Annotated in this window: 19 protein-coding genes and 1 tRNA gene; 7 read left to right on the top strand and 13 right to left on the bottom strand. The window is 70.6% G+C overall.

Annotation, left to right across the window (positions count from 1 at the left end; all coding sequences use genetic code 11):
• Nucleotides 1-90: 90 nt before the first annotated feature.
• The 6 genes from C5B97_RS07540 to C5B97_RS07515 all read left to right on the top strand — a co-directional run bounded on the left by C5B97_RS07540 (nt 91) and on the right by C5B97_RS07515 (nt 13,864).
• Nucleotides 91-10,569: a non-ribosomal peptide synthetase gene (locus tag C5B97_RS07540; RefSeq protein ID WP_104311479.1), complete on the top strand. Its 10,479-nt coding sequence runs from the start codon at nt 91-93 to the stop codon at nt 10,567-10,569.
• A gap of 80 nt (nt 10,570-10,649) precedes the next feature.
• Nucleotides 10,650-10,859, top strand: coding sequence for an MbtH family protein (locus C5B97_RS07535; protein WP_218855261.1), 210 nt, complete (start codon nt 10,650-10,652; stop codon nt 10,857-10,859).
• Nucleotides 10,856-11,839: an ATP-binding cassette domain-containing protein gene (locus tag C5B97_RS07530; protein ID WP_104311478.1), complete on the top strand. Its 984-nt coding sequence runs from the start codon at nt 10,856-10,858 to the stop codon at nt 11,837-11,839. Before C5B97_RS07535 ends, C5B97_RS07530 begins: the two co-directional genes overlap by 4 nt.
• The gene (locus C5B97_RS07525; protein ID WP_104311477.1) at nt 11,836-12,636 is read left to right on the top strand and encodes an ABC transporter permease; all 801 of its coding nucleotides are present in this window, start codon (nt 11,836-11,838) and stop codon (nt 12,634-12,636) included. The genes C5B97_RS07530 and C5B97_RS07525 overlap by 4 nt, the downstream gene beginning before the upstream one ends.
• Nucleotides 12,633-13,436 carry a 4'-phosphopantetheinyl transferase superfamily protein gene (locus C5B97_RS07520; RefSeq protein WP_181026944.1) on the top strand — a complete coding sequence of 268 codons (804 nt, stop codon included), beginning with the start codon at nt 12,633-12,635 and terminating at the stop codon, nt 13,434-13,436. The genes C5B97_RS07525 and C5B97_RS07520 overlap by 4 nt, the downstream gene beginning before the upstream one ends.
• Nucleotides 13,437-13,594: 158 nt before the next feature.
• Nucleotides 13,595-13,864: an acylphosphatase gene (locus tag C5B97_RS07515; protein WP_218855260.1), complete on the top strand. Its 270-nt coding sequence runs from the start codon at nt 13,595-13,597 to the stop codon at nt 13,862-13,864.
• A gap of 6 nt (nt 13,865-13,870) precedes the next feature.
• Here the strand turns inward: C5B97_RS07515 and C5B97_RS07510 are convergent, their stop codons facing one another.
• A complete protein-coding gene (locus C5B97_RS07510) occupies nt 13,871-14,524 on the bottom strand; it encodes a TetR/AcrR family transcriptional regulator (RefSeq protein ID WP_104311475.1) in 654 nt (217 codons plus the stop codon).
• Between the two features lie 71 nt (nt 14,525-14,595).
• Between C5B97_RS07510 and C5B97_RS07505 the strand changes: the two genes are divergently transcribed.
• Nucleotides 14,596-15,549 (top strand): NAD(P)-dependent alcohol dehydrogenase, encoded by a 954-nt coding sequence (locus C5B97_RS07505; RefSeq protein WP_104311474.1) that lies wholly within the window; start codon nt 14,596-14,598, stop codon nt 15,547-15,549.
• Here the strand turns inward: C5B97_RS07505 and C5B97_RS07500 are convergent.
• From C5B97_RS07500 to C5B97_RS07445, 12 genes are all read right to left on the bottom strand, one after another.
• A complete protein-coding gene (locus C5B97_RS07500; protein WP_181026943.1) occupies nt 15,546-16,304 on the bottom strand; it encodes a DUF1345 domain-containing protein in 759 nt (252 codons plus the stop codon). The two genes, C5B97_RS07505 and C5B97_RS07500, sit on opposite strands and share 4 nt — an antisense overlap.
• 106 nt (nt 16,305-16,410) lie before the next feature.
• Nucleotides 16,411-16,486: transfer RNA gene (locus C5B97_RS07495), tRNA-Ala, on the bottom strand.
• Between the two features lie 76 nt (nt 16,487-16,562).
• Nucleotides 16,563-17,348: a sulfite exporter TauE/SafE family protein gene (locus C5B97_RS07490; RefSeq protein WP_258068066.1), complete on the bottom strand. Its 786-nt coding sequence runs from the start codon at nt 17,346-17,348 to the stop codon at nt 16,563-16,565.
• 5 nt (nt 17,349-17,353) lie between these two features.
• Nucleotides 17,354-17,758, bottom strand: coding sequence for a ribosome silencing factor (gene rsfS, locus C5B97_RS07485; protein ID WP_104311566.1), 405 nt, complete (start codon nt 17,756-17,758; stop codon nt 17,354-17,356).
• A gap of 70 nt (nt 17,759-17,828) precedes the next feature.
• Complete coding sequence (locus C5B97_RS07480) at nt 17,829-18,605, bottom strand: hypothetical protein (protein ID WP_104311472.1); 777 nt, start codon at nt 18,603-18,605, stop codon at nt 17,829-17,831.
• The gene (gene nadD, locus C5B97_RS07475; RefSeq protein WP_104311471.1) at nt 18,602-19,231 is read right to left on the bottom strand and encodes a nicotinate-nucleotide adenylyltransferase; all 630 of its coding nucleotides are present in this window, start codon (nt 19,229-19,231) and stop codon (nt 18,602-18,604) included. The genes C5B97_RS07480 and nadD overlap by 4 nt, the downstream gene beginning before the upstream one ends.
• 22 nt (nt 19,232-19,253) lie before the next feature.
• Entirely contained in the window at nt 19,254-19,508 is a 255-nt protein-coding gene (locus tag C5B97_RS07470) for a hypothetical protein (RefSeq protein ID WP_146080758.1), read from the bottom strand.
• Between the two features lie 28 nt (nt 19,509-19,536).
• On the bottom strand, nt 19,537-21,045 hold the full coding sequence (gene obgE, locus C5B97_RS07465) for a GTPase ObgE (RefSeq protein WP_104253065.1): 1,509 nt from the start codon (nt 21,043-21,045) through the stop codon (nt 19,537-19,539).
• Nucleotides 21,046-21,151: 106 nt separating this feature from the next.
• Nucleotides 21,152-21,406, bottom strand: coding sequence for a 50S ribosomal protein L27 (gene rpmA / locus C5B97_RS07460; protein ID WP_068481308.1), 255 nt, complete (start codon nt 21,404-21,406; stop codon nt 21,152-21,154).
• Between the two features lie 18 nt (nt 21,407-21,424).
• Nucleotides 21,425-21,733 carry a 50S ribosomal protein L21 gene (gene rplU, locus C5B97_RS07455; protein ID WP_068481311.1) on the bottom strand — a complete coding sequence of 103 codons (309 nt, stop codon included), beginning with the start codon at nt 21,731-21,733 and terminating at the stop codon, nt 21,425-21,427.
• Nucleotides 21,734-21,955: 222 nt separating this feature from the next.
• The gene (locus tag C5B97_RS07450; RefSeq protein WP_258068065.1) at nt 21,956-24,619 is read right to left on the bottom strand and encodes an Rne/Rng family ribonuclease; all 2,664 of its coding nucleotides are present in this window, start codon (nt 24,617-24,619) and stop codon (nt 21,956-21,958) included.
• Between the two features lie 287 nt (nt 24,620-24,906).
• Nucleotides 24,907-26,172: a M20 family metallopeptidase gene (locus C5B97_RS07445; protein ID WP_104311469.1), complete on the bottom strand. Its 1,266-nt coding sequence runs from the start codon at nt 26,170-26,172 to the stop codon at nt 24,907-24,909.
• Between the last annotated feature and the right edge of the window lie 72 nt (nt 26,173-26,244).

Below are 26,244 nucleotides of genomic sequence, written 5' to 3'. Positions count from 1 at the left end.
TCTGAGGGGGGCCAGCCGCGGCGACCAGCCGCAGCACAGCAGGAGACCAGGTGCCGAGGGAGACCTCGGCACCGCTATGAGGAGCGCACAGTGACGAAGGCCAGCCAGCAGACGCAGACCAGCCAGCAGACCCCGAAGGGCCAGCGGGGCCCGAGCAGCCAGCACGATGACGGCGCGGCATCGGATCGCCTGCGCCTCACCCCGGCGCAGCTCGGCATCTGGTACGCCCAGCAGCTGGATCCCGACAACCCGAGCTACCAGATCGGCCAGTACCTGGACCTGCGAGGGCAGCTCGACGAGCGCCTGCTGCGGATCGCGTTCACGAAGACCGTGGCCGACCTCGACGCGATGAGCCTCGTGCTCGCCGAGGACGGCGACGGGCCGTACGCGATCATCGAGCGCCCGTCGCCCACCGCGGACCTCCTCGCGGTGACGGACCTGCGCGAGCTCGGCGAGGAGCAGGCGGTCGAGGTCGCCCTCGAGCGCATGGACCGCGAGCTCGAGACGCCGCGGCCGATGACGGGACGCGAGCTGCTCGGCACGACCCTGTACCGGGTCGCGGACGCTCGCTGGCTGCTCTTCCAGCGTGTGCACCACGTGCTCCTCGACGGCTACTCCGCCGTCGTGGGCCTCCGCTACCTCGCCGGCGCGTACACCCGGCTCGAGAAGAGCGCCCCCCGCGGGGTGCTCGGCGCCCTGCTCGCCGGCCCGATCGCGCACCTGGCCGCGCGCACCGCGTCTCCCCTTCCCGGATTGCCCGAACTGCTGGCCCACCTCGACGAGTACGCGGTCTCCGATCAGCACGCGGCCGACGCCGACTACTGGCGCGAGCAGCTCGCCGACGACAGCGTCGTGACCGGGCTCGAGGGAACCACCGGCCGGGCGGCCAAGCGCGTCGTGCGCGTGTCGACGAGCATCCCCGACGCCGACGCCGAGCGCCTGCGCGCGCTCGGTCGCGACATGCCGAAGACGGCAGTCGGACTGGTCGCCCTCTACCTGTCGAAGATGACCGGCCAGGTCCGAGTCTCGCTCGGCCTCCCCGTCACGGCGAGGCGCGGGAAGCTCGCGAAGACGACCCCGTCCATGCTGTCGAGCATCCTGCCCCTGCGCGTCGACGTCGCCCCGGGGCTGAGCCTCTCCGAGGTCATCGCCAACGCCGGCAACGCCGTGCGCGGCGCCGTCGCGCACCAGCAGTTCCGGGTCGAGGAGGTCGCGCAGACGCACGCCCTCGCCGGCCCCTCCGTCAACCTGCTCCCCGTCATCGACGAGCTCGTGTTCGGCCGCGCGCGCGGCACCGTCAACATCCTCTCGACCGGTCCGGTGCACGACCTGTCGGTCGTCATCTCCGGGCTGACGAGCGAGGCCGCCGAGCCCACGCTCCAGCTCGAAGGCGACGCCGAGCTCTACACGGCCGAGGTCCTCAGCGAGCACGCGGGGCGGATGCTCGAGCTGCTCTCGCAGGTGCTCGACGATCCGAGCACGACCACCGTCACGGACGCCAACGTGGTGCGAGCGGACGAGATCGCCGGTCTCCTCGGGCAGGGCTCCGGCGACGACGTGCCCATCGGCCAGGAATCGGTGCTGCGCGCGTTCTCGAAGGTCGCCGCGGTCCGCGACACGGCTCGTGCGGTCGTCGCAGCTGACGGCACGCTCACCTTCTCGGAGCTCGACGAGCTCTCGACGCGCCTCGCGCACCACCTCGTCGGCGAGGGTGTCGGTCCAGGGCGCACGGTGGCAGTGCGCATCGAGCGCAGCAAGCACCTCCCGATGCTCGTGCTCGCCGTGCTCAAGGCGGGTGGCGTCTACGTCCCCCTCGACCCCGAGTACCCCATCGACCGCGTCGGCAACATGATCGAGGACGCATCGCCCGCGCTCCTGCTGACCAGCAAGGCCCAGGAGCAGCGCGACCTCGCCGATGGCGCGTCCTGGCGCGTCGCGACCCTGCCGATCGACGCCGACACGTCCATCGCCTGGCGCAAGCGACCCGCCGACCCGAGCGGCCTTGCACCCGTCTCCCCCTCAGAGCTCGCCTACGTCGTCTTCACCTCGGGAAGCACCGGGCGCCCCAAGGGCGTCGGCGTGGACCGCCTCGCCCTGCGCAACCTCTTCGAGCACCACCGCGCCGAGATCTTCGACCCAGCGGCAGAGCGCCTCGGCCGGCCCGTGAGGGTCGCCCACACGGCCGGCCTCTCGTTCGACGCCGCGTGGGACCCGCTGCTCTGGCTCTTCGCCGGCCACGAGCTGCACCTCATCGACGACGACGTGCGCCGCGACCCGCAGCGCCTCGCCACCTACCTCGCCGAACACGGCATCGACGCGATCGAGACGACCCCGTCGTTCGCCGAGGCCCTCATCGCGGGCGGACTCTTTCAGCAGGACAGGTACCCGACCGAGATCGCGCTCGGCGGGGAGGCCGTCGGGCCCGCCCTCTGGGACGCGCTCGCGGCCCAGCCGGACGTCTCCGCCCTCAACCTCTACGGCCCCACCGAGACGACCGTCGACAGCCTCATCGCGCCCATCGTGCAGGGCTCGGAGCCGCACATCGGCAGCTCGGTGCGCAACACGCGCCACTACCTCCTCGACGCCTCCCTCACCCCGGTGCCGGACGGCGCCATCGGCGAGCTCTACCTCGCCGGCGCCAACGTCGCGTCCGGCTACGTCGGCCAGCCCGGCCTCAGCGCCGAGCGCTTCCTCGCCGACCCGTTCGCCGGGGACGGCACCAGGATGTACCGCACGGGCGATGTCGTCCGTCGCCGTCGCAGCGGCTCGCTCCGCTTCCTCGGCCGCATCGACGAGCAGGTGAAGATCCGCGGGTACCGGGTCGAGCTCGCGGAGGTCGAGGCCGCGCTGCGCAGGCAGCCCGGGGTCTCAGCCGCCGCCGCGATCGTGGTGGGCGACGGCGCATCCGCCCGCATCGTGGGGTACGTGACCGGCGAGCGCCAGCAGGAGAACCTCGCGGCGCAGACGAAGGCCGCACTGGCCGCCGACCTGCCCGGCTACATGGTCCCGAGCAGCGTGCTCGCGCTGAGCGAGCTGCCCATGACCCCGAACGGCAAGCTCGACCGGCGGGCACTCCCAGCCCCGGAGCAGCGCCCGAACGACCCCGTGCAGCAGCCGCGCACACGCGCCGAGCGCGTCACCGCAGAGGCCTTCGCCGAGGTGCTCGGCATCGAGTCGATCGGCGTCGACGAGGACTTCTTCGGCGCGGGCGGCCACTCGCTCCTCGCCACCAAGCTCGCCTCGCAGCTCACGGAGCGCCTCGACCGGCAGATCACGGTGCGCGACGTCTTCGAGCGCCCGACCGTCGCCGGGCTCGCCGCGCTCGACGACGACAGCGCCGACGCCTCCCGCGCTCTCCCCCTGGCCCCAACGCCCCACGGCGACGAGCTCCAGGTCTCCCTCGCCCAGCGGCGCCTGTGGTTCCTGAACAGCCTCGAGCCAGGCTCCAGCGCCTACAACATCCCCATCGTGCTGCACCTCGATGGCACGCTCGACGAGGCGGCGCTCCGGGCCGCCTTCCGGGACATCGCAGAGCGCCACGAGCCGCTGCGCACGGTCTTCCCCTACGTCGATGGCGAGCCGAGGCAGCGCATCCTCCCGATCGACGCCGGCGCCCCCGCCTTCACCTCCGTCGACGTGCCAGAAGACCGGGTGGACGACATCGTCCGCCAGGAGTCGCTGCGCCCCTTCGACGTGACCCGCGAGGTGCCGCTGCGCGCTGTCCTCCTGCGGACCTCGCCGACGAACCACGTGCTCGTCGCGACGATGCACCACATCGCCTCGGACGGCTGGTCGCTCGCCCCCTTCGCCGCCGACCTCTCCGCGGCCTACTCGAGCCACGTCGCCGCGGCCGCCGGCGAGAGGCGCGCCCCGGCCGACGACGTGCTGCCGGCGCTCCCCGTCTCCTACGCCGACTACACGCTGTGGCAGCGGGAGTCGCTCGGCTCCGAGGACGACCCCTCGAGCGCCATGAGCACGCAGCTCGACTTCTGGCGGCGCACGCTCGCCGACGCACCCGACGAGATCGCCCTCCCGCGAGACCGCGAGCGCGGCGCGCGGCGGAGCGACATCGGCCACCTCGCCTTCGAACTGGATGCGGAGCGCCACCGCGCCCTCCGCGAGGTCGCGGCGCAGCATCGGACGAGTCTCTTCATCGTCCTGCACGCGGCAGTCGCGGCGGCGCTCGGCCAGCACGGCGCCGGCACGGACATCGTCGTCGGCACCCCCGTGGCCGGACGCGTGGACCCGAAGCTCGAGCGACTCGTCGGCTTCTTCGTCAACACGGTCGCGCTGCGCACCTCGCTCGCGGGGAACCCGACGCTCGGCGAGCTCATCGAGCGTGTGCGCGTGGGCAACACCGAGTCGTACGCCCACCAGGACGTGCCGTTCGATGCGGTCGTCGACGCCCTCCGGCCGCCGCGCGTGGCCGACCGCCACCCCGTCTTCCAGGTGCTCCTCACGCTCCAGAACACCGAGCCGGCGAAGCTCGACCTCGGCGAGGTCGTCGTCACCGTCCCGAGCCAGGTCACGACCGCCGGCGTCAAGACCGACCTCATGCTCGACTTCTCGACCCCCGCCGGCGACGAAGGCCCGCTCGAGGCCGCCCTCGCCTACGACCTCGCGCTCTTCGACGAGTCGACGATCGGGCGCATGCGCGACACCGTCGACCGCATGCTCTCCGCCATGATCGACACCGTCGAGCTCGCCCTCTCCGATCTCCCGGCCCTCGACCGGGCGACCCAGCAGCGGATCGACGCGCAGGCCCGCGGCGAGCGCCTGCCGATGGACGGGACGATCCTCGATGAACTCGCCACGAGCGTCCGCCGTCTCCCCGGAGAGCTGGCCCTCGAGGACGACACCGAGCCTCTCACCTTCGCCGAGCTCGGCGAGCGCATCGACGCCGCCACCCGTGGCCTCGTCGCCTCAGGCGTGCGCCCCGGAGACCGGGTGGCCATCGCGCTGCCCCGCTCCGGCGACGCCGTGACGCTCGTGCTCGCCGCGCTCCGCAGCGGTGCCATCGCGGTGCCCGTCGACATCGACTACCCGGATGCCCGCATCACGCAGATCCTTGACGCCAGCACCCCCGTGCTGCTCGTCGCGGTCGACGAGGCGCGCCTCGGCTCCCTCGCCGACGAGTCAGGGACTCGGACCGTGCCCCCCACCTCTCTCGTCGAGCTCGGCGCCAGCGAGTCGGACCTCGACCTCCCCGCCCTGCCGCTCCCCGAGCAGCCCGCCTACCTCGTGTTCACGTCCGGCACCACCGGTGTGCCCAAGGGCGTCCAGGTGCCGCACTCCGCCCTCGCCAATGTCCTCGCGCAGCACCTGCACGCGATGATCTCCCCGCTCCGCGAGCTCCTCGGCGGGCGCCCCCCGCGCGTCCTGCACGTAGCCGGCCTCGGCTTCGACGCCGCCTGGGACCCGATCCTCTGGCTTGCCGCGGGGTCGAGCCTCGTGATGGCGTCCGACGCCACGCGGCGCAACGCCGACGAGCTGGTGCAGCGCGTGTCCGGTTCCTCGATCGACGTGCTCGAGACGACGCCCTCGTACGTGCGCCAGCTCATCGGCACCGGCCTCCTCGAGCAGAGCGCCGAACGCGAGACGCCGCTGCTCGTCGCCCTCGGCGGCGAGGCCGTCTCGCCCGACCTCTGGGACTCCCTGCTCAGCGCTGACGGAATCGAGGCCTGGAACCTCTACGGCCCGAGCGAGTTCGCGGTGGACTCCGTCGTGACGCGCCTGACCGAGCCGGGAGGTGTCCGCATCGGCCGCCCGGTCGCCAACGTGACCGCTCGGGTGCTCGACGGCTACCTCCGCGACGTGCCGGACGGCGTGCCGGGTGAACTCCACCTCGCTGGCGCCTCCGAGGCCCACGGCTACCTGGGACGCACCGCCGAGACGGCGAGCGCCTTCATCGCCGACCCCTCGGGAGACGGCACCCGCCTCTACCGGACCGGCGACATCGTCCGGCGCCACCCCTCCGGCGAACTCGAGTTCCTCCACCGCGACGACGACCAGGTGAAGCTCCGCGGTTACCGCATCGAGCTCGGCGACGTCGAGCGCAGCCTGGAGCGTGCTCCGGGCGTCGAGGCCGCCGTCGCGACCATCCACGCGCCGGCAGGTCCGGACAGCGCGAGGCTCGTCGCCTGGGTCGCCGGGGCAGCCGACGCCGACGCCGTCCTCTCCCTCGCCCGCGCCGAGCTGCCGGAGTACATGGTTCCGGCCACCGTCACGGTGCTGGAGCGGCTCCCGCTGACCCCGAACGGCAAGGTCGACCTCGCCGCGCTCCCCGCCCCGGAGTCGGCCGCGGGCTCCCGCAAGCCCGAGACGGACGACGAGCACAGCATGTGCGAGGCGTTCGCCGCCGTCATCGGCCTCGACGAGGTCGGCCTGGACGACGACTTCTTCCGGCTCGGTGGGCACTCCCTGCTCGCCGTGGCGCTCGCCGGTGAGCTGCGCCAGCGCTTCGGCGCCGCCCCTCCCCTGCGCGCGATCTTCGACGCCCCCACGCCGGCCGCCCTCCTTGCCGTGCTCGGCCGCACGGGCGAGCACCCGGTGGCCGACCCCACCGGTGGGCCGAGCTCGCGCCCGCCGCTCGCCAAGTGGACCGCAGCCAACCCGCGCGTCCACGGCGAAGCCCTGCCGCTCTCGCCCGGCCAGGCGCGCCTCTGGTTCCTGAACCAGCTCGCCCCCGAATCCGGTAACTACAACGTCGTGCTCAGCGCTCGCCTCGACGGCGACCTGGATCTCGAGGCGCTGTCCGGCGCGGTCGACGACCTCGTCGCGAGACACGAGGTGCTGCGCACCACGTACCCCGAAGTCGATGGGGCTCCGGTGCAGCGCATCCACGAACCAGCCGCCGGTGTGCTCCAGCACGAGCCGGTCGACGCATCGGCCGGCTTCGACCTGACGAGCCAGCTTCCCCTGCGCGCAGGCCTGACTCCCGCCGGCGACGACTCGTGGCTGCTCGAGCTCGTCCTCCATCACATCTCCACCGACGGCGCCTCCCTCGCGCCGCTGGCGCACGACCTCGCCACGGCCTACACGGCACGGCGCAGCGGCTCGGTGCCGCTCCGGCGCCCGCTGCCCGCACAGTTCGCCGACTTCGCGCGCCAGATCCGGGCGAGCGAGGCGCCAGCGGATGAAGCAGGGCAGGTCGCGGCGTGGACCACCCACCTCGAAGGCGCTCCGTCGGTGCTGCAGCTCCCCGCCGACGGCGCGCGGGCCGCGCAGAGCGCGCAGCCTGCCGGCCAGCTCGACTTCAGCATCCCCGCGAAGGTCGCGGGCGCGCTCGGCTCCGTCGCGGCCGGCAGGTCGGCGAGCGCCTTCCACGGCTGGCTCGGCGCGATCGCCGGCTTCCTCGCGCGGACCGGTGCCGGCACGGACCTCGTCATCGGGGCCCCCTCGGCCGGCCGCCAGGACGCCGATCTCAGCGACCTCGTCGGATTCTTCGTCAACACGCTGCCGCTCCGCGTGCAGCTCGGCGACGAGGCGACACTGGCCGACGCCGTCGAGGCGGCCCGCACGGCCGCGCTCTTCGGCATCGACCACGAGCAGGTGCCGTTCGAGCGCATCGTCGAGGCGATGGCCCCGGAGCGTGTCCTCGGACGCCACCCCCTCTTCCAGACGATGCTCGCGGTCGAGGAGCGCAGCGAGCTCCCCCTCGCCCTGCCAGGCGTCGCCGTCACCCCGGTCGCTCCGGAGAGCACGGGCGGCGCGAAGTTCGACCTGTCCTTCACGCTGCGCACCGCAGAGGCCGGCGCCGACGTGCCAGGCGTGCTCGAGTACAACTCGGCGCTCTTCAGCGCAGCCGCGGCCGGCGGTCTCGTCGAGCGGCTCCTCGCCTACCTCGCGGCGGCCACCGAGACGCCGGACGCGCCCCTCGAGGCGATCCCGGTGCCAGGCACGCCAGGGCGCCTGCGTGCCTGGCCCCTCAAGGCGGAGAGCGACGCCAGCACGACGTCCGAGCCGAGCACCGTGCTCGCCGCCTTCGCCGCCTCGGCCGCGCGCACGCCCACGGAGCCTGCGGTCGTGGCCCCAGACGGAGCGCTCGACTTCGGCGCGCTCACGGCTCGCATCGACCGGCTCGCCGGCGCGCTCCGCCGACGCGGCGTTGGCCGCGGCGACGTCGTCGCCTACCGTCTGCCGCGCTCGGTCGACACGGCCGCCGCCCTGCTCGCCGTATGGCGGGCCGGCGCAGTCGCCATGCCGATCGACCCCGAGTACCCGAGCGAGCGCGTCGACGCGATGATCGAGGCCGCAGAGCCAGCCGTCGTCCTCGACGGCGGACTCGAGGAGCTCCTCGCCGACGGCTCTGCGGAGCACGAGGCCGCAGGTCTCCCCGAGGTGTCGCTCGACGACCCCGCCTACCTGATCTTCACCTCGGGAACGACGGGTGTGCCGAAGGGCGTCCAGGTGCCCCACCGCGCCCTCGCGAGCCTGCTCCGCAGCCACCGATCGACCCTCCGGCCGGATGCGGCGACGCGTCGCATCCGCGTGGCGCACACCACGGGCGTCGGCTTCGACGCCGCCATGGACCCGATCCTGTGGCTCGCGAGCGGACACGAGCTGCACATCGTCGCCGACGACGTGCGCCGTGACCCCGAGGCGCTTGTGCAGCTGTTCGCGGACCGGCGGATCGGCGCGTGGGAGACCACCCCGAGCTACGTCGAGGCGCTCATGAAGCAGACCCGCCTCGAGAGCTGGCTCGACTCCCTCCCCGACGGCGACGGATTCACGATGCTGCTCGGCGGCGAGGCGATCACCGCTGAGCTGTGGAGCTGGCTGCGTGGACGAGCGACGGTTCGCGCGTGGAACCTCTACGGCCCGACGGAGGTCGGCGTCGACTCGATGCTCGCCGATATCGGCGAGACGGCGGCCCCCTCGCTCGGGGCGACGACGGGTGACGTCGTGGGCTACGTGCTCGACAGCCAGCTGCGTCCCAGCCCCGTCGGCAGCGTCGGCGAGCTCTGGCTCGCCGGCACGCAGCTCGCCCACGGCTACACGGGCCGGTCGGAAGCCACCGCCGACAGGTTCGTCGCCGACCCGTTCGCCCGCGACGGCAGCCGCATGTACCGCACGGGCGACCTCGTCGTCGTGCGGGATGCGCTCGACGGCGAACCGCGCCGAGTCGTGTCGCTCGGCCGCAGCGACGCCCAGCTCAAGATCCGCGGCCACCGCGTGGAGCCGGAGGAGCTGGCTCGCGTGATCGGCGCCCAGCCGGGCGTCGCCAACGCCGTGGTCCTGCCCGTCGACTCGGCCGGGCAACTCGCGCTCGGCGCCTGGATCGTGCCGAGCGACCCCGGCATCGCTGGCGGCGACCCGGACGCAGACGGCGAGGCCCGAGCACAGCTCGCGAGCCGAGTGCTCGATGCCGTGCGCGGCACGGTGCCCGACTACATGCATCCCGTGGGCCTCGAGATCATCCCGCGCATCCCCCTCACCCCGAACGGAAAGCTCGACCGGGATGCGCTCCCCGAGTTCCAGACGACGGGCGGGGCCGGTCGCGAGCCGAGCACGCGGGCCGAGCTGGCGGTCGCGGCGGCCTTCGCCGAGGTGCTCGGCGTCGAGGACGTGCGGGCAGACGACTCGTTCTTCGCGCTCGGCGGCCACTCGTTCGTGGCGCAGCCGACCATCCGCGCCATCAACGAGGCCCTCGGCACCGAGTTGCCCGTGCAGGCCATGTTCCAGGCGCCCACCGTCGAAGGGCTCGCTGCCCTCGCCAGCACCGGAGGCGGCGACATCGCGGAGAGTCTCCGGACGATCCTGCCGCTGCGGCCCGCCCGCGACGACGGCTCCCCTGCCGCCCAGGAACCGCTCTTCGCCGTGCACCCGGCCAGCGGGATCTCCTGGAAGTTCGCCGGGCTGCTCGCACACCTCGAGGGCGACCGCCCGCTCTACGGCCTCCAGCTGCCCGGCATCGCCCCGGACGACGGGGAGCAGACCGACCACGACACGCTCGCCGAGCTGCTCGACGAGTACGTGGACGCGATGAAGACCGTGCAGCCGGCAGGCCCGTACCGGATCGTCGGCTGGTCGTTCGGCGGCCGCCTCGCTCAGCACCTCGCCGCCCACCTGCAGCGCGGCGGCGACGAGGTCGCGCTCCTCGCGATCCTCGACGCCTACCCGACCGAGCACTCCTCGGTCGCGGGCGTCGACGGTGGCGACCGCATGTGGCGTGCCTTCCTCGATGCGAACGAGGTGGAGGCGCCAGCCGACGAGCTGGATGCGGATGCGGTCCGCGCCCTGCTCGCAGAAGCGGGCAACCCGCTCGCGGACATCCCTTCGGCAAGTATCGAGCGGATGGTGCGCGGCTTCCTGCGCGTGGGCGCCCTCCTCGACACGACGCCCGTGCCGACCTTCGACGGCGACCTGCACGTATTCGAGGCGAGCGTCGATGTCCCGGCCGACCGCCCAGGACCCGACGCCTGGGCGCCGCACACCACCGGCACGGTGACCTCGAGCCCAGTCCACGCGCGCCACTCCGCGCTCCTCGACGAATCAGCGCTCGGCGAGGTCGCTCCGGAGCTCGACCGCCTCATGTCGGATTCACACGCGCGATTCCCCAACCGATAGCGAACGGGCTCCGAAGCACTTGGAGAACCATTCGCGCCACCTCCATCAGGAACCCCCGCGTGACGAGAGAAGGGAACATCTTGACCAATCCGTTCGATGACACATCCGCAGAGTTCCGAGTTCTTGTCAACGATCTGCAGCAGCACTCCCTGTGGCCAGACTTCGCCGACGTCCCAGCAGGGTGGGTCGTGGTCTACGGACCGGCCCCGAAGCAGGCCTGCCTCGACTACGTGACCGAGAACTGGCGAGACATCACGCCGGTCCGCGAGCGCGACCTGGCGGTCTCGTGATCTCGATTCGCGGCCTGCGCAAGCGCTTCGGCGACTTCACCGCGCTCGACGGCGTCGACCTCGAGATCCCCGCCGGCTCCGTCCACGCGCTCCTCGGACCGAACGGCGCCGGCAAGACCACCACCGTGCGCGTCGTCACGACGCTGCTCGACCCCGATGAGGGCGACGTCGAGGTGGCCGGCCACTCGGTGCGGCATGAGGCCCAGGACGTCCGCCGCAGCATCGGGGTCTCCGGGCAGTACGCGGCCGTCGACGAGAAGCTCACCGGAGTCGAGAACCTGACGATGGTCGGCCAGCTCTACGGCATGCGCAGGCGAGACGCCCGCGCCAGGGCCCACGAGCTGCTCCGCGACTTCCGGCTCGACGACCTGCCGGCGAAGAAGCGAGCCGGCGAGTACTCCGGCGGCATGCGCCGACGCCTCGACCTGGCGGGTGCGATCGTCGCCCGACCGCCCGTCGTGATCCTCGACGAGCCGACCACCGGCCTCGACCCCCGCGGGCGCCGCGACACCTGGGACGCCATCCAGACCCTCGCCACGGCGGGGACGACCGTGCTCCTCACCACGCAGTACCTGGAAGAGGCCGACCAGCTCGCCGACTCCATCTCCGTCATCGACGCAGGCAGCATCGTCGCGGAGGGCACGGCCGCCCAGCTCAAGGCCCGAGCCGGCGGGGCGTCGATCGACCTCGTCCTCGAATCGTCCGAGGATGGACACCGCGCGCTCGACCTCGTCACGACGATCAGCGGCGGAGCGTCCATCGACGACCGTGGCGTGCGCATCACCGCCAAGGCACCGCGTGGCAGCCACGACCTGTCCACGGTCCTGCGTGCGCTCGAGGACGCCGACATCGCCACGAGCGAGGCCGCTCTCCGGCAGCCCACGCTGGATGAGGTGTTCCTCCAGATCACGGGCCAGCGGCCGGATGAACCGGCCGAGGATGCGACCGCACACGACGAGCGAGAGGCGGTCACCGCATGAGCGCCATCACCGCAGCATTCCGCGACGGCGGCATCGTCGCCCGCCGGAACGTCCTCAACGTCCAGCGCACGCCGGGGGCGCTGGTCACCGGCATCGCGCAGCCCATCATCTTCGTGCTCATCCTCGCGTTCGTCTTCGGCGGGGCGCTCGGCGGAGCCGACTATCGGCAGTTCCTCATCGGCGGCATCCTCGCGCAGACGCTCACCTTCAACTCCTCGTTCACTGCCGTCTACCTCGCGAAGGACCTCCAGTCGGGCCTCATCGACCGGCTCCGCACGCTGCCCATGTCACGCGTTGGCGTCATCCTGGGCCGGACGAGCTCCGACCTCGTCACGAGCATCATCTCGATCGCCGTGATCCTGACCTGCGGACTCGCGATCGGCTGGCGCGTCGAATCCGGCCCACTCGAGGTGCTCCTCGCGTTCGGGCTGCTCCTGCTGTTCGCCTTCGCGACCTCCTGGATCGGCGCGACGATCGCACTGACCGCCAAGAGCGTCGAGGTCGCGCAGAGCCTCGGCCTCCTCTGGCTCTTCCCCGTCTGCTTCATCTCGGGAGCCTTCGTCTCGGCCGACATGCTTCCCGGTCCTCTTCGCGCCTTCGCCGAGTGGAACCCGGTGACCGCGGTGGCAAGCGCCGTGCGAGAGCTCTTCGGGAACGCGGCTCCGAGCGGCTTCACGGCCGCCGGCGGATGGCCGGCCGAGAACGCCGTGCTGTATGCGTTCCTCTGCAGCGTCGCCATCATCGCGATCTTCGCGCCGATCGCCGTGTGGCAGTACCGCCGCATCAGCCGCCGATGATCGCCGTGCTTGCCGCTGGCATCGACGAGGTGCTCGACGCCGCGTCGCAGTGCGCGAGCGAGGACGACCGCGTCACGGCGAGCGCCAGGCGCAGCGAGGAGCTGCGCCGGCGAACGCTCGCAGGACGCGCCGCGCTCCGGCTGCTCGCGGCCTGGGGGCGTGGCCTGCCGCTCGAGCAGGCGAGCGAGCTCGAGATCCTGCGCCTCTGCCCCGACTGCGGTCGAGCGCACGGGCAGCCGCGCAGCGCCGACCTGGCCCTGAGCTCCTCGACGAGCGCTGGACGGGTGCTCGTCGCGATCGCGGACCCAGCGGATGCGATCGGCGTCGACATCGAGACCGTTCCGCGGCAGCTGTGGGCCGGGTTCGATGCGTATGCGCTGCACCCGGACGAACGCGCGCGGGTCGTCAGCGATGCCGGCCAGCCGTCGGGTGTCGCCGCCCGCATCGGCACCTGGACCGCCAAGGAGGCGGCGCTGAAGGTCTCCGGCACCGGCCTGCGGACCGAGCCCGCCTCGCTGCGCGTCGACGCGCATCCGGACCCGGAGCACGCCGGCTGGCACCGCGTGCACGGCGCCCCCTCCCCCAGCTCCGCCGGTTCTCGTGGCCCCGGTGACCCTGCCGCACCGACCCCATCGCCCGTCAGCGTGCGGATGCTCGCGGTACGAGGCAGCGCAAGAGCCGCGGTCGCGACGAACCGCCCGCAGGGGGTGCGCCTCTGGACGATGCCGGAGCTGCTGACGGAACTCGGCTGCCTGCCCGACACCGGCTACGACGAGGGCGAGCTCTCCCACCTCACGTGAGACGCTGCGCCTGCCTCCGCAGACGCTCCGCCTCCGGAAGGCCTCGTCCCCGCTGCCCGCGGCAGCCGGAGGTTCCCCAGGTGAGAGAAACCTGTGTCTCGGTGCGAGCGCGGGCGGGCTTCTTCCCGTACCCGCCGTCGCCGGAGCAGAATGTGCCCATGCGGAGAGTCAACGTGATCGTGTCCGGGAACGTGCAGGGCGTCGGCTACCGCTTCAGCGCCGCGCAGGAGGCTGAGCGCCTCGGTGTGAGCGGCTGGGTGCGCAACCTGCACGACGGCCGGGTCGAAGCCGAGCTCGAGGGTGAGGAGAGCCAGGTCGACGCGCTGCTCGCGTGGATGGCGGAGGGGCCGCAATTTGCAGAGGTCACCTCCTCGCGTGTCTCCGAGCGCACCCCGAAGGGCATCGAGGGCTTTCGCGTCGTCCGCTGACGCCGTTCACGCGCCCCGCTCGAGGGCCAGCCTCGTCTCGAGCTGGTCGAGGATCATCTCGAGGCCGACGTCGAACTCGTCAGCGAAGTCGTACGCACCATCGATGATGCGTTCGCCGACGAGCTCCGCGAGGTGTGGGAACTCGTCGGCGGGGAGCTCCATCGCTGCGACGAACTCCTCCGCGTTCTGGCCCTGCTCGAACGGCAGGTTCTGCTCGGTGAGCACGAACCCGAAGACGTACGCGTCGAGCAGCGAGTAGGCATGTGAGGCCAGCAGCACCGAGAACCCGCCGGCGCGCAGCGAGCCGAGCGTCGCGTCGTGGTGGGCGAGCACCGCCACCGCCGGGTTCGAACGGGACTCGAGGAGGCCAAGCGCCCAGGGATGTGCGCCGAGCACCTCGCGAGCTGCGCGCGCCCTTGCACCCATCTCGGCTCGCCAGTCCCCGCCGCCAGGTGGCAGGGGAATCTGCTCGAATGCCCACCCTGCCAGCGCGTCGAGGACAGCCTGCTTGTTCGCCACGTGGTGGTAGAGCGACATGGCCTCGACTCCAGCCTCACGCGCCACACTGCGCATGCTGACGGCGGCGAGCCCGCCTCCATCAGCGACGCGCACCGCGGCGTCGAGGATGCGCGTCCTGCTCAGCGGTTGACGGTCTGCCATTTCTCCTCCTTGCAGGCTTACATCCGTAAGGCTACTCTGAGATCATCAGACTTACAGGCGTAAGGGATCTCATGAGAGCTGCAGTCGTCACAAGGTACGGACCACCAGAGGCCGTCGTCATCACCGAGGTTCCGAACCCGACACCCCGCACGGGCGAGGTCGTCGTCCGAGTGGAAGCCGCTGCCGTGACCTCCGGAGATGCGCGAATGCGCGCCGGGCGTTTTCCCGCCGGCTTCGGGATGCTGGCGCGCCTTGGGATCGGGGTCAGCGGGCCGCGCAAGAAGGTGCTCGGGATCGCCGTGGCGGGCACCGTCGAATCGACGGGCGCGACGGGCAGCGGCTTCCCGCCGGGCACGAGGGTCGCCGCCATGATCGGCGGCGGACTGGGCGGGCACGCAGAGCTGGCCCGGGTTCCCATCGCGCGCCTCGCCCGCCTCCCCGAGCAGGTGTCGTTCGAGGATGCGGCCGGCCTGCTGTTCGGGGGCGGCACCGCCCTCCAGTTCCTGCGCGAGCGCGCCCACCTCCAACCCGGCGAACGCGTCCTCATCAACGGAGCCTCTGGCGCAGTCGGCTCGAGCGCCGTGCAGCTCGCGAAGCACCTCGGAGCGCACATAACTGCCGTCTCGAGCGCGCGGAACCGGAGCTTCGCGCTGCGCCTCGGCGCCGACGAGCACGTGGACTACGCCGTCACGCCCGTCGAAGACCTCGATGCGCGGTACGACGTCGTCCTCGACGCCGTCGGGAACCTCAGCAGGCGGTCGGGCCGGCAGCTGCTCTCCCCTACGGGACGACTCATCCTCGCCGTCGCGGGCCTCGCAGACACGGTCACCGCACGCGGCAACGTCATCGCCGGGCCCATTCCCGAGCGCACGGCCGACATCATGGAGCTCCTGACGCTCACCGCAACCGGCGCCCTCGACCCCGTGACGAGCGTCGCAGGCGGCCTCGAGAGCATCCAGGACGCCTACGCCGTCGTCGACTCCGGTCGCAAGGTCGGCAACCTCGTCATCCTGCCGAGCAGCTAGCTCGTGAGGCCGCCGAAGAGCACCGACACCATCATCGCGACGATGACCGAGTTGAACGAGAACGCCAGCACGACGTTCGTGCGCGCGATCCGCCAGCCTCGGCGGGACGTGATCTCTGCCGAGGCGGTCGCGGCCATCGTCGACATCAGCACGGCGAGCGTCAGATAGTCGCCGAACCGCGGCTCCTCCTCGAACGGGAACACGATCTCCGGGCGACTCGCCCGCTCCTGCTCGGGGGCGGATGCGCCCTCGAGCCCGACCGCCGGCGCCGTCGCTGCTGTCGCGTCCAGGCGCAGGTACTCGAGCGCGAAGGCGTAGACCATGAGCGCCCACGACGCGGCCACCGTCGCGAGCCCGAGCACCACGAAGACCGTCTGGTCCCGGAAGGCGGGTTCCTGCGCGATCGCGATCGTCAGAGCGACGGCGACCATGGCGCCGGCGGTCGTCCAGTCAGTCGCTCCCCCGTAGCCGACAAGCCGATGCCACCATCGACGCTTGGTGATGCGCTCCTGCCGGGACGCCACCCGCAGCTGCACGGTATCCGCATTGCGGTACGCCAGGTGCGTCCAGATCAGGTAGACCGCACCGAACAGGGGCCAGAAGACGATGAAGATGCTCACCAGGTAGCGCACGGAGTCGCCGATCTCGACCCCGAGCCTGCTCGCCACGAAGATGTAGAAGGCCGCCGCGAAGGGAGTCGCGATCAGCGCGCTCCAGTTCGCGCGCGCGTTGTCGCTCGTTATGCGTCTCGCCATGCGGACATCCTGCCCCATGCGTACGTCGCACGTTCGGGGTGAGGACCGCACACGCCCGCGGCACGATCGAGAAAGCCCCGGTCAGCGTGTGCTGACCGGGGCTTCTTGGTGGATCTGAGGGGATTCGAACCCCTGACCCCCTGCATGCCATGCAGGTGCGCTACCAGCTGCGCCACAGACCCGCACCCGTTTCCGGGAACTCGAAAATAATAGCTCAGAACCTGAGGCGTACCAAATCGAGGCGGCCGGCGCGTGTCGCTACTGCGCGCGACGGCGTGGCCACGCGTCGATCCCCATGCGGATGGCGGTCGCCGCGAGGAACACGGCGAAGAGGATGTTCGCGAGCGATGGCGAGATGGCCGCAGCGCTCAACCCTCCGAGGGTCGTGGTCAGGCAGGCCGACCCACCGACGGCGAGGCCAGCACCCACGTCGACGTTCTTGCGGCGGAGGTTGCTGATCGTGCCGGAGATCGCCGTCGGAATCATCATGAGCAGCGAGCTGCCCTTCGCCAGCAGGTCACTGGACCCGAACAGCACGACCAGCATCGGGACGACGACAACGCCGCCGCCGATGCCGAGCAACCCGGAGAGAACACCCGTGCAGAGACCGAGGACGACGAGCAGCACTCCCCCGAGGACGTCGATATGAACGGCGGCGTCCCTCGAGGGCACGACCAGGAAGAGGGAGATGATGACGACGACGATGAAGGCGATGAACGACCACTGCAGGGTGCGCTTCGAGACCTTCTGCAGGAGCCAGGACCCGATCGGCGCCCCGACGATCGCACCCGCCGCCAGCAGCAGGGCGAGGAGCAGATCGACGTGGCCGCCGATCGCGTACGTCACGACGCCGACGATCGCCGAGGGCAGGATCGCGAGAAGCGAGGTGCCCGCTGCCAGGCGTGGGTCGAGTCGCACCAGGTAGATGAGGGCCGGCACGATGAGGATGCCCCCACCGACGCCGAAGAGGCCGGAGAGGAAGCCCGCCAGCAAGCCGGTGACGACGAGCCATGCCCATCCCCCCGGGGACCTGCGGGTGGTCACGCCGGTCAGCTCTGTGCTTCCGGAGCCGAGTCCGCGGATTCCGCGTCCTCGGCGCCGATGTCGAGCTTCACGACGGGGGCGTCGTTCCACAGGCGCTCGAGCCCGTAGAACATGCGCTCCTCCTCGTGGAAGACGTGCACGACGATGTCGTTGAAGTCGAGGAGCACCCAACGGCCCTCGCGGCGACCCTCACGGCGCAGCGTGCGCTGCCCGATGTCGCGCATCGCGTCTTCGATCTCGTCGGCGATAGACAGCACCATGCGCTCGTTTCGGCCGGAGACGAGCAGGAAGATATCCGTGAGCGGCATGTTGTTCGAGACGTCCAGGGCGACGATGTCGAAGCCGAGTCTCTTGTCGGCAGCCTTCGCTGCGACGTGTGCCAGTTCGATTGCTCGCGTACTCGCGGTCATTCGGTCCCTTTCATTGAGAGCCCTTGAGAGCTCATCGTGGTGTCCGAGAGGCGATGCGCTCGCCAGCTGATCAGAACCAACCCTGAACGATACCCAGGATCACGGCGACAACGCCAGCCACAGCGACGGCGATCCCGCTGACGACGGCCCAGATCGAGAGGCGGATGCCGTGTCCGCGACGAGGCGCGAGCGGCATTCCCGGCTCGCGGACCGCGCGACTGGCAGCGACCGGCGTGTGCTCTTCGACGACTCTGGTCTGCTGCGGCTCGTCGCCGTCGTCGTCCCGGTCGATCTCGGGCGAGTCGAGGCCGCTGGTGAGCGTGCCGAAGTTGGAGAGCTCGCGGGAGACCTGCATCTTGCCCGTCACCATGAGGTCACCGGCGCCGCTGAGGGCACCCGTGATGTCTGGCGAGCTCATCTCAGGCATGACGATCATGCCCGTCGGAGTCTCGTCTGTGGAGTGGCTCGCCATCACGAGGCGACGGAAGTAGTCGCCGCTCGTGCCGTCTTCCTGGGCTTCCTGCTCGACGGCTGCCGGGCTGCGGTTGAACGAGTCGCCGGGCAGCTCCGCGGGCTCCGCCGTATCAGCGGTCTCGGGGGGCCGCTCAGGCGAGAGCCCGTCGATCTGCAGAGGAGCCTCGAGGGCGACACCGGATGCGGGAGCGGGCGCTGAGGGCTGCCCTGGAGCGTCAGCGCTCGTGGCATCAGCGCTCGACACGTCAGCGCTCGGAACTCCCGCGTCGACCGATACGGTCGGCGTGCGGTTCGGCAGCGGCGTCTCCTCGCCCTTCTCGCGGCGCCGTTCGAGCTCTCGCAGCTCGCGGCGGGTCAGTGGGGCGTCACTCATATCGCATCAATCTCTTCAGCCGTGTACAGCCGGTGCTTCGCCATGTACTGCACGACGCCGTCCGGGACCAGGTACCAGACCGGTTTCTCCTCGTAGGCGCGCTCCCTGATATCGGTCGAGGAGATCGCCAGCGCGGGAATCTGGAGGACGGCGACCTTGTCTGCCGGGATCCCGTCGGTTCGCAGCTCGTGACCGGGTCGAGAGACGGCGACGAACTGCGCGAGCTCGAAGAGCTCGAGCGAGTTCTTCCAGCCGAGGATCTGCGTGATGGCATCGGCTCCCGTGATGAAGTAGAGGTCCGCATCAGGACGGAGGCGCTGCACGTCGCGGAGCGTGTCGATCGTGTACGTGGGACCGTCGCGGTCGACGTCCACTCGACTGACCTTGAAGCGCGGGTTCGAGGCCGTCGCGATGACCGTCATGAGGTAGCGGTGCTCGACGGGCGTCACGTGCGACTTGTGCGAGGGCTTTCCCGTCGGCACGAAGAGCACCTCATCCAGCTCGAAGTGCGCCGCCGCCTCGCTCGCCGCCACGAGGTGCCCGTGGTGGATGGGGTCGAAGGTGCCACCCATGATGCCGACACGACGGCGCGCGGCTGCAGGGGAGGTCTCGACGGTATGAGGCATGGGGGCGGCGCGGCTCTTCGCGCTAGTGCTTCGAGTGGACCGAACCGGCTTCGATGACACCAGCGTGGTTGAACGGCTCGTACGGCACGACCTTCGAGTCGACCGGGTGGCTGTGCCACGTGTTCCGGAACGCGTACGTCACGGCGATGAGGACCACGAAGGTGACGAGCGTGACGACGCCGAACATGATCGGGGGCATCGCCAGCTCGTTGACGACGTGGTGCCCCTCTTCAGCTAGCACAGCGTTGGCAAGCACGGCAGGAATCAGCTCGATCATGCCGTCCATCCTACCCATGTTCGAAGGGTCACTCGTCGACCTTCCATACGCCGCCCTCGCGCTCACGCTCGAGCTCGGCGCGGGCCGCGGCCTTGCCGTCCATCCGCTCGTAGTAGCCCTCGCGACGCTCGCGTGTCGTCGTGCGAGCGTTCTCCTCGAGGCGACTGTCCGTGCCACGGGGCGAGACGGTCAGCTCGGCCGCGCTCGTGAGCGTGGGCTCCCAGTCGAAGACGATGCCCTGCGAGCCAGGTCCGATGATCACCGCGGACCCGGCGACGGCCCCCGCCTTGAAGAGGGCATCCTCGACGCCGATCTTGTTGAGACGGTCGGCGAGGTAGCCGATCGCCTCATCGTTGGCGAAGTCGGTCTGCGCGACCCAGCGCTGCGGCTTCTCGCCCAGGATGCGGTAGGTGTTGCCGTGCGTTCCACCCTCGACGCGGATCTCGAAGTCCTTCTCGTCGACGGGGCGCGGGCGGAGCACGATGCGCGGCTTGATGGCCAGCTCGGCCAGCTTCGCCTCGCGGTCGCGTTCGATGAGCTCACCGAGCGCGAAGGAGAGCTCCTTCAGCCCTTCGTGGCTGACCGTGGAGATCTCGAAGACACGGTAGCCGCGCTCCTCGAGCTCGGGACGGACGAAGTCCGCGAGTTCGCGGCCGTCCGGCAGGTCGATCTTGTTCAGCGCGATGAGCTGGGGGCGCTCGAGCAGGGGCGTCTGCCCCTCGGGCACCGGGTAGCTGCGCAGCTCCTCGAGGATGACATCGAGGTCGCTGATCGGGTCGCGACCCGGATCGAGCGTTCCGCAGTCGAGCACGTGCAAGAGCGCAGAGCACCGCTCGACGTGCCTCAGGAAGTCGAGGCCAAGGCCCTTGCCCTCGCTCGCGCCCTCGATGAGCCCGGGGACGTCGGCGACCGTGTAGCGGTACTGGGCCGCCTGCACGACGCCGAGGTTGGGGTGGAGGGTCGTGAAGGGGTAGTCGGCGATCTTCGGCTTGGCGGCCGACATGGCCGCGATAAGGCTCGACTTGCCGGCCGACGGGTAGCCTACGAAGGCCACATCAGCGACGATCTTGAGCTCGAGCTGCACCTGCAGCTCCTCGCCGGGCGTGCCCAGCAACGCGAAGCCGGGAGCCTTGCGCTTGGTGTTCGCGAGCGATGCATTCCCCAGGCCACCCTGGCCGCCCTCGGCCGCGACGTAGCGCATGCCGGGCTCCGAGAGATCGGCGAGCTCGACCCCGTCCGCGTCACGGACAACCGTGCCGACGGGAACGGGGAGGTCGAGCGGCTGACCCGTGTAGCCGTTCCGCCAGTCGCCCATGCCGAAGCCGCCCTTGTCACTCGAGCGGTGGGGCTTGTGGTGGTACGACAGCAGCGTCGTCTCCTGCGGGTCGGCGAAGAACGTGATGCTTCCGCCGTTGCCACCGTCACCGCCATCGGGGCCGGCGAGTGGCTTGAACTTCTCGCGCTTGACGGAGACGCAGCCGTTGCCACCCTCTCCAGCGCGCAGATACAGCGTCACCTGGTCGACGAAGGTGGCCATGAAGAGCTCCTGTAGAACGATTGGTCCTGAAAATACGGATGAGGGGCGGACCGTGGCCCGCCCCTCATCCTGACACCGCCCTGATATTCAGGGACTGTGCTTGCTGCTATTCGCCAGCGACGATGTTGACCACCTTGCGGCGGCCCTTCGCACCGAACTCGACGATGCCTGCCGAGAGGGCGAACAGCGTGTCGTCGCCACCGCGGCCCACGAGGGCGCCGGGGTGGAAGTGCGTGCCGCGCTGACGGACGAGGATCTCGCCCGCGCTGACGGTCTGGCCCGCGAAGCGCTTCACGCCGAGGCGCTGAGCGTTCGAGTCACGGCCGTTGCGAGTCGAGCTCGCTCCCTTTTTGTGTGCCATTGAAGTCTGCTCCTCGACTTACTTGATGTCGGTGATCTTGATGCGCGTGAGCTCCTGACGGTGGCCCTGACGCTTCTTGTAACCGGTCTTGTTCTTGTACTTCTGGATGACGATCTTCGGGCCACGGAGGTCGTTCAGGACCTCGGCAGTCACCGTGACCTTAGCGAGCTTCTCTGCGTCACTCGTGATGGTCTCACCGTCGACGAGCAGCACAGCCGGAAGCGTGACGTTGCCCTTCTTGTCGGCAACAACACGGTTCGTGGTGAGCACAGTGCCCACCTCTACCTTCTCCTGCCGTCCACCGGCGCGCACAACTGCGAATACCACTTCAGTACCTTTTCTCCGAGCCCGACAAGGTCGGACGCTGTGTGTTCAAACTCTGGAAGCCCTGCTCGCTGCGGCGAGCTGACTCTGCCCTGCTACCGGGCGAGGGAATGCCAGCACGAATGCAAACGTGCAACAGCGAACCACTTTACCCGGCAGGGTCGGTACGCGCAAGCGCACCCACCCGGTGGGCGCTCTCGCGCCCGTCCGCCCTGCTCTGGCCGCCTATTCGGCGGAGAGCGGAGGCGTCGTGATGCGGCGGCGGCGCGGACGCCCCGAAGCACCCTTCGGCGGCTCAGCCGTGACCGGCTGGACTGCCTCCGGTGCCGACGTCACCGACGCGTCCTGAGACTCCTCAGGGGCGGCGGGTGTCGTCACCTCGACCGCGGCTGGGGCCCCGGTCGTTTCGCTCGCTGCTGGCTGCTGCTGCTCACCCTCGGGGGCGACCAGTGCATCCAGCAGCGAGTCGAGTTCGCGCAGCGCTGCCGGGTCGGCCTCGCGCGTGGTCTGGGCCGACTCGGCGCTCTTGGCCGAGTCGAAGTCGAAGAGGTTCTCGCTGGCGCGAGCCTTGCGGTCGTCGGTGTCAGACTGCTGTGCCTCGTTGCGGTCGACAGGCGCCGCCGCGTCGCCAGACGCCGCTTCCGGCGACTGCTCCTGCGCCGACGCGGGTGCCTGGGCGTCCGTCTTGGCACGCCTGCGCCCACGACGCGAGCGACGAGACTCACTCGGCTGGGCGGCCTGCTCGTCACCCCGCACGTCGGCGGCCGGCGCCTGGGCACCTGGCTGCGACTGCGCATCCGCGGCCTGCTCCTCGCCGTGCTCGCCCGGCTTCTGACCGTTGATGGTGGATGCGGCGATCTTGGAGAGGGCCCCGCGGAGCTCGTCCGTGATGCCATGCGTGGACGTCGACGGCGCCGCCGGAGCTGCGACCGCCCGAGGGCCCTGCTGCTCGCGCTGCTGTCCGCCTCCGCGGCCCTTGCGGCCGTTCTTGCTGTTGGCGGCGCTGTCGGGCGCTCCACCGCGGTGCTTGAGCACTGGGTCGTGGAACACGATGACACCGCGACCAGCGCAGGACTCGCACGGCTCGCTGAACGTCTCGAGCAGGCCGAGGCCCAGCTTCTTGCGGGTCATCTGCACCAGACCGAGGCTCGTGACCTCGGCGACCTGGTGCTTCGTGCGGTCGCGGCTGAGGCACTCGATGAGGCGACGCATGACGAGGTCGCGGTTCGATTCGAGCACCATGTCGATGAAGTCGACGACGATGATGCCGCCGATGTCACGGAGACGCAGCTGACGCACCACCTCTTCGGCGGCCTCGAGGTTGTTCTTCGTGACTGTCTCCTCGAGGTTGCCGCCGGACCCGACGAACTTCCCCGTGTTGACGTCGACGACCGTCATGGCCTCGGTGCGGTCGATGACCAGCGATCCACCGGAGGGCAGCCAGACCTTGCGGTCGAGGGCCTTCTCGATGTGCTCGGTGGCGCGGTACTCGGCGAAGACGTCGCCGCCCTGGAATGCCTCGACGCGATCGACGAGGTCAGGGGCAACCTGGCGCAGGTAGGTCGTGATGGTCTCGAGCTCATCGCTGCCCTGGATCACGATCTTCTGGAAGTCCTCGTTGAAGACATCGCGGATGATCTTGATGAGCAGGTCGGGCTCGGAGTGCAGGAGCGCAGGAGCTGGGCCTGCCTCGATGCGGGAGGAGATGTCGGCCCACTGTGCCGTGAGTCGGTTGACGTCGCGCTCGAGCTGGTCCTGAGTCGCCCCCTCGGCGGCGGTGCGCACGATGACGCCGACGCCTGCCGGCAGGGTCTCCTTCAGGATCTTCTTGAGGCGAGCGCGCTCCGTGTCCGGCAGCTTGCGTGAGATGCCGTTCATCGAGTTGCCGGGGACGTAGACGAGGTAGCGGCCGGGAAGCGAGACCTGGCTCGTGAGGCGCGCGCCCTTGTGGCCGATCGGGTCCTTGGTGACCTGGACGAGCACGCGGTCGCCTGGCTTGAGGGCGTTCTCGATGCGACGCGACTTGCCGCCGACCTCCGCGGCGGCCCAGTCGACCTCTCCGGAGTAGAGGACGGCGTTGCGCCCGCGACCGATGTCGATGAAGGCGGCTTCCATGCTCGGCAGCACGTTCTGGACGCGGCCGAGGTAGACGTTCCCGATGAGGGACGACTCCTGCGAGCGGGCGACGTAGTGCTCGACGAGGACCTTGTCCTCGAGCACGCCGATCTGCACGCGGTCGTCCTTGGCACGGACGAGCATGACGCGGTCGACGGACTCGCGCCGGGCGAGGAACTCGGACTCGGTGACGACTTGGCGACGGCGACCGCTCTCGCGGCCCTCGCGACGCCGCTGGCGCTTTGCCTCGAGACGCGTCGAGCCCTTGATCTTCTGCGGTTCCGTGATGAGCACCGGCTCTTCGGCCTGCTGCTCCTCGCGCGGCTGACGGCGACGGGTAGTCGACTGCGAGCGCTCGGCGGATGCCTGCCGGCGGTCGTCACGTGAGGACTCGCGTGAGCGGTCTCCCCGGTCCGAGCGGTCTCCACGGTCTCCCCGGTCCGAGCGGTCGCTCGACTCCTGGCGGTCGTAGCGGTCGGCGCGGTCGCTGCGCTCCGGACGCTCGTACGGCTCGTCGTCCTGTCGTCGCGTCCGGCTGCGGTCCTCGCGCGGTGCGCGCTCCAGGACCGGTGGCAGGTCGGGCTGCAGGAAGAACAGCGTCGTCGACGAGATGACGGCGGGGATGGGCGAAGTCGTGTCTTCCCCGGACCCCTGTTCCTCGGTCTGCTCTTCCACCGCCTGGGCGGACTCCTGGCGGAGGTCTGCGTCGAGCTGCTCCTGGCCGCTCGCCGACTCCGTGTTGCTGTTCTGGTCTGATTCGTTTGTGGTCACCATTTCTGGTGTGCTCCTACTCCGGCGTGGCGCAAAGCGTGCGCCCACCCCTCCGGGCGATGAGGATGCCACGCATCCTCACCGAAAATGGTCTCCGCCCGTTCGGCGGAAATGTTGTTCGTGCTGTGCCGCGGTTGCGGCGATACTGCCTCCGGCGCGTGCGACGGAGCGTTGCTCTGCTCGTGGCGCGTGCCTGAAAAACTTCGGGTGCCGTGGGACTCTGCCCGGTCGACGATCCCAGTATCGCACGGCCGACGCTTCCGGGCCCTGATTCGGCTGTGGGCCGATCGTCAGGGAAGCGCACGCCTGTGGTGGGCGATGCCGAGGATGCGCTCGGCGGCCGCGCAGTATCCGGCGAGGAATGCGCTGGCCACGAGCCCCACCGCGTCTTCCGTCGGGAGGAAACGCGGGTGGTGCAGCGTCGGCGCGTACGCACCATCTGGACCGGGAAGCCCAGCCGTCTCGACGCCGGCGAAGCACATGATCGACGGCACCTCGTCGCAGTAGTACGAGAAGTCATCGCCGCCGAGCGAGCGCATGGGCTCGGCGCCGTCGACGCCGAGACGCGCGAGCCAGTCGTCGGCGTCGGAGGCCAGGTGGGAGTCGTTGATGAGCACCGGCATGTTCTGGTGCATGTGGACGACAGCCTCGGTCCCGTAGGCCTCCGCCGTGCGCACCGCGAGATGCTGCACCGCTGCGAAGAGCAGCTCACGGTCTTTCGGGGCGGTGGTGCGCATGGACGCGAGCAGCCGCGCGCTCGAGGGCAGCACGTTCGCGGCGCCCTCCCCCGCACTCAGCGTGCCGACGCTGATCACGGCCGGGTTCATCGGGGAGATGGTGCGACGGACGACCTCCGGGAGGCCGAGGGCGATCTGGGCGATCGCCGCGACGGGATCAGCTGCCTGGTGCGGGTACGCACCGTGGCCGCCGCGCCCCTGGAGTGAGATCTCGATCTCGTCAGCGGCCGCGTTGATGTAGCCGCCGCCGATCGCGATGGCACCTCGCGGGACGCCCGGGTGCACGTGTGCGCCGATGACGTGCTCGACCTGGAACCGCTCGAGCCCACCCTCCTCGACGATCTGATGCGCCCCAGACGGATAGGTCTCCTCCCGCGGTTGGAGGATCGGCACAAGACCGACGGGCAGCTCCAGGTGGTCGGCGGCCCGGATGAACGCGACCAGCGCCGCCTGATGGACGTCGTGGCCGCACGCGTGCATCGCCCCGTTGGCCGAGGCGAAGGGAACGCCGGTGAGCTCTGTCAGGGGCAGCGCATCCAGTTCCGCGCGGACCCCCACCGCACCCCCCGCGCTCGGGCCGAGCCGCCCGATGCGCCCCGAGTCGGCGATGCGATGCATCGCGACCCGGTCGCCGAGCTCGCTCTCGAGACGGGCGGCGGTCTCGTTCTCGTCGCCCGAGAGCCTGGGGTTCGCGTGCAGCTCCTGGCGGAGGCGCACGGCGGCCGGCAGCTCGTCGCGCAGCGCGACGCGCCATGCCGCGGCCAGCTCGTCGAGCCGCTCACTGTGCGCCGTCGCTGACGGCCCTCGCCCAGCCTTCATCCGTGTCTCGCCCCCGAAATCACTCGTCTCGGACCTGCCGGTCCGCGTACTGCGAAGCCTACGACTCCGCCG

It is taken from the genome of Pseudoclavibacter sp. RFBB5 (genome assembly GCF_002931555.1).
GTDB lineage: Bacteria > Actinomycetota > Actinomycetes > Actinomycetales > Microbacteriaceae > Pseudoclavibacter.
The sequence above is the reverse complement of the archived record's forward strand: the minus strand, read 5'-3'. Positions and strand labels throughout refer to the sequence as shown.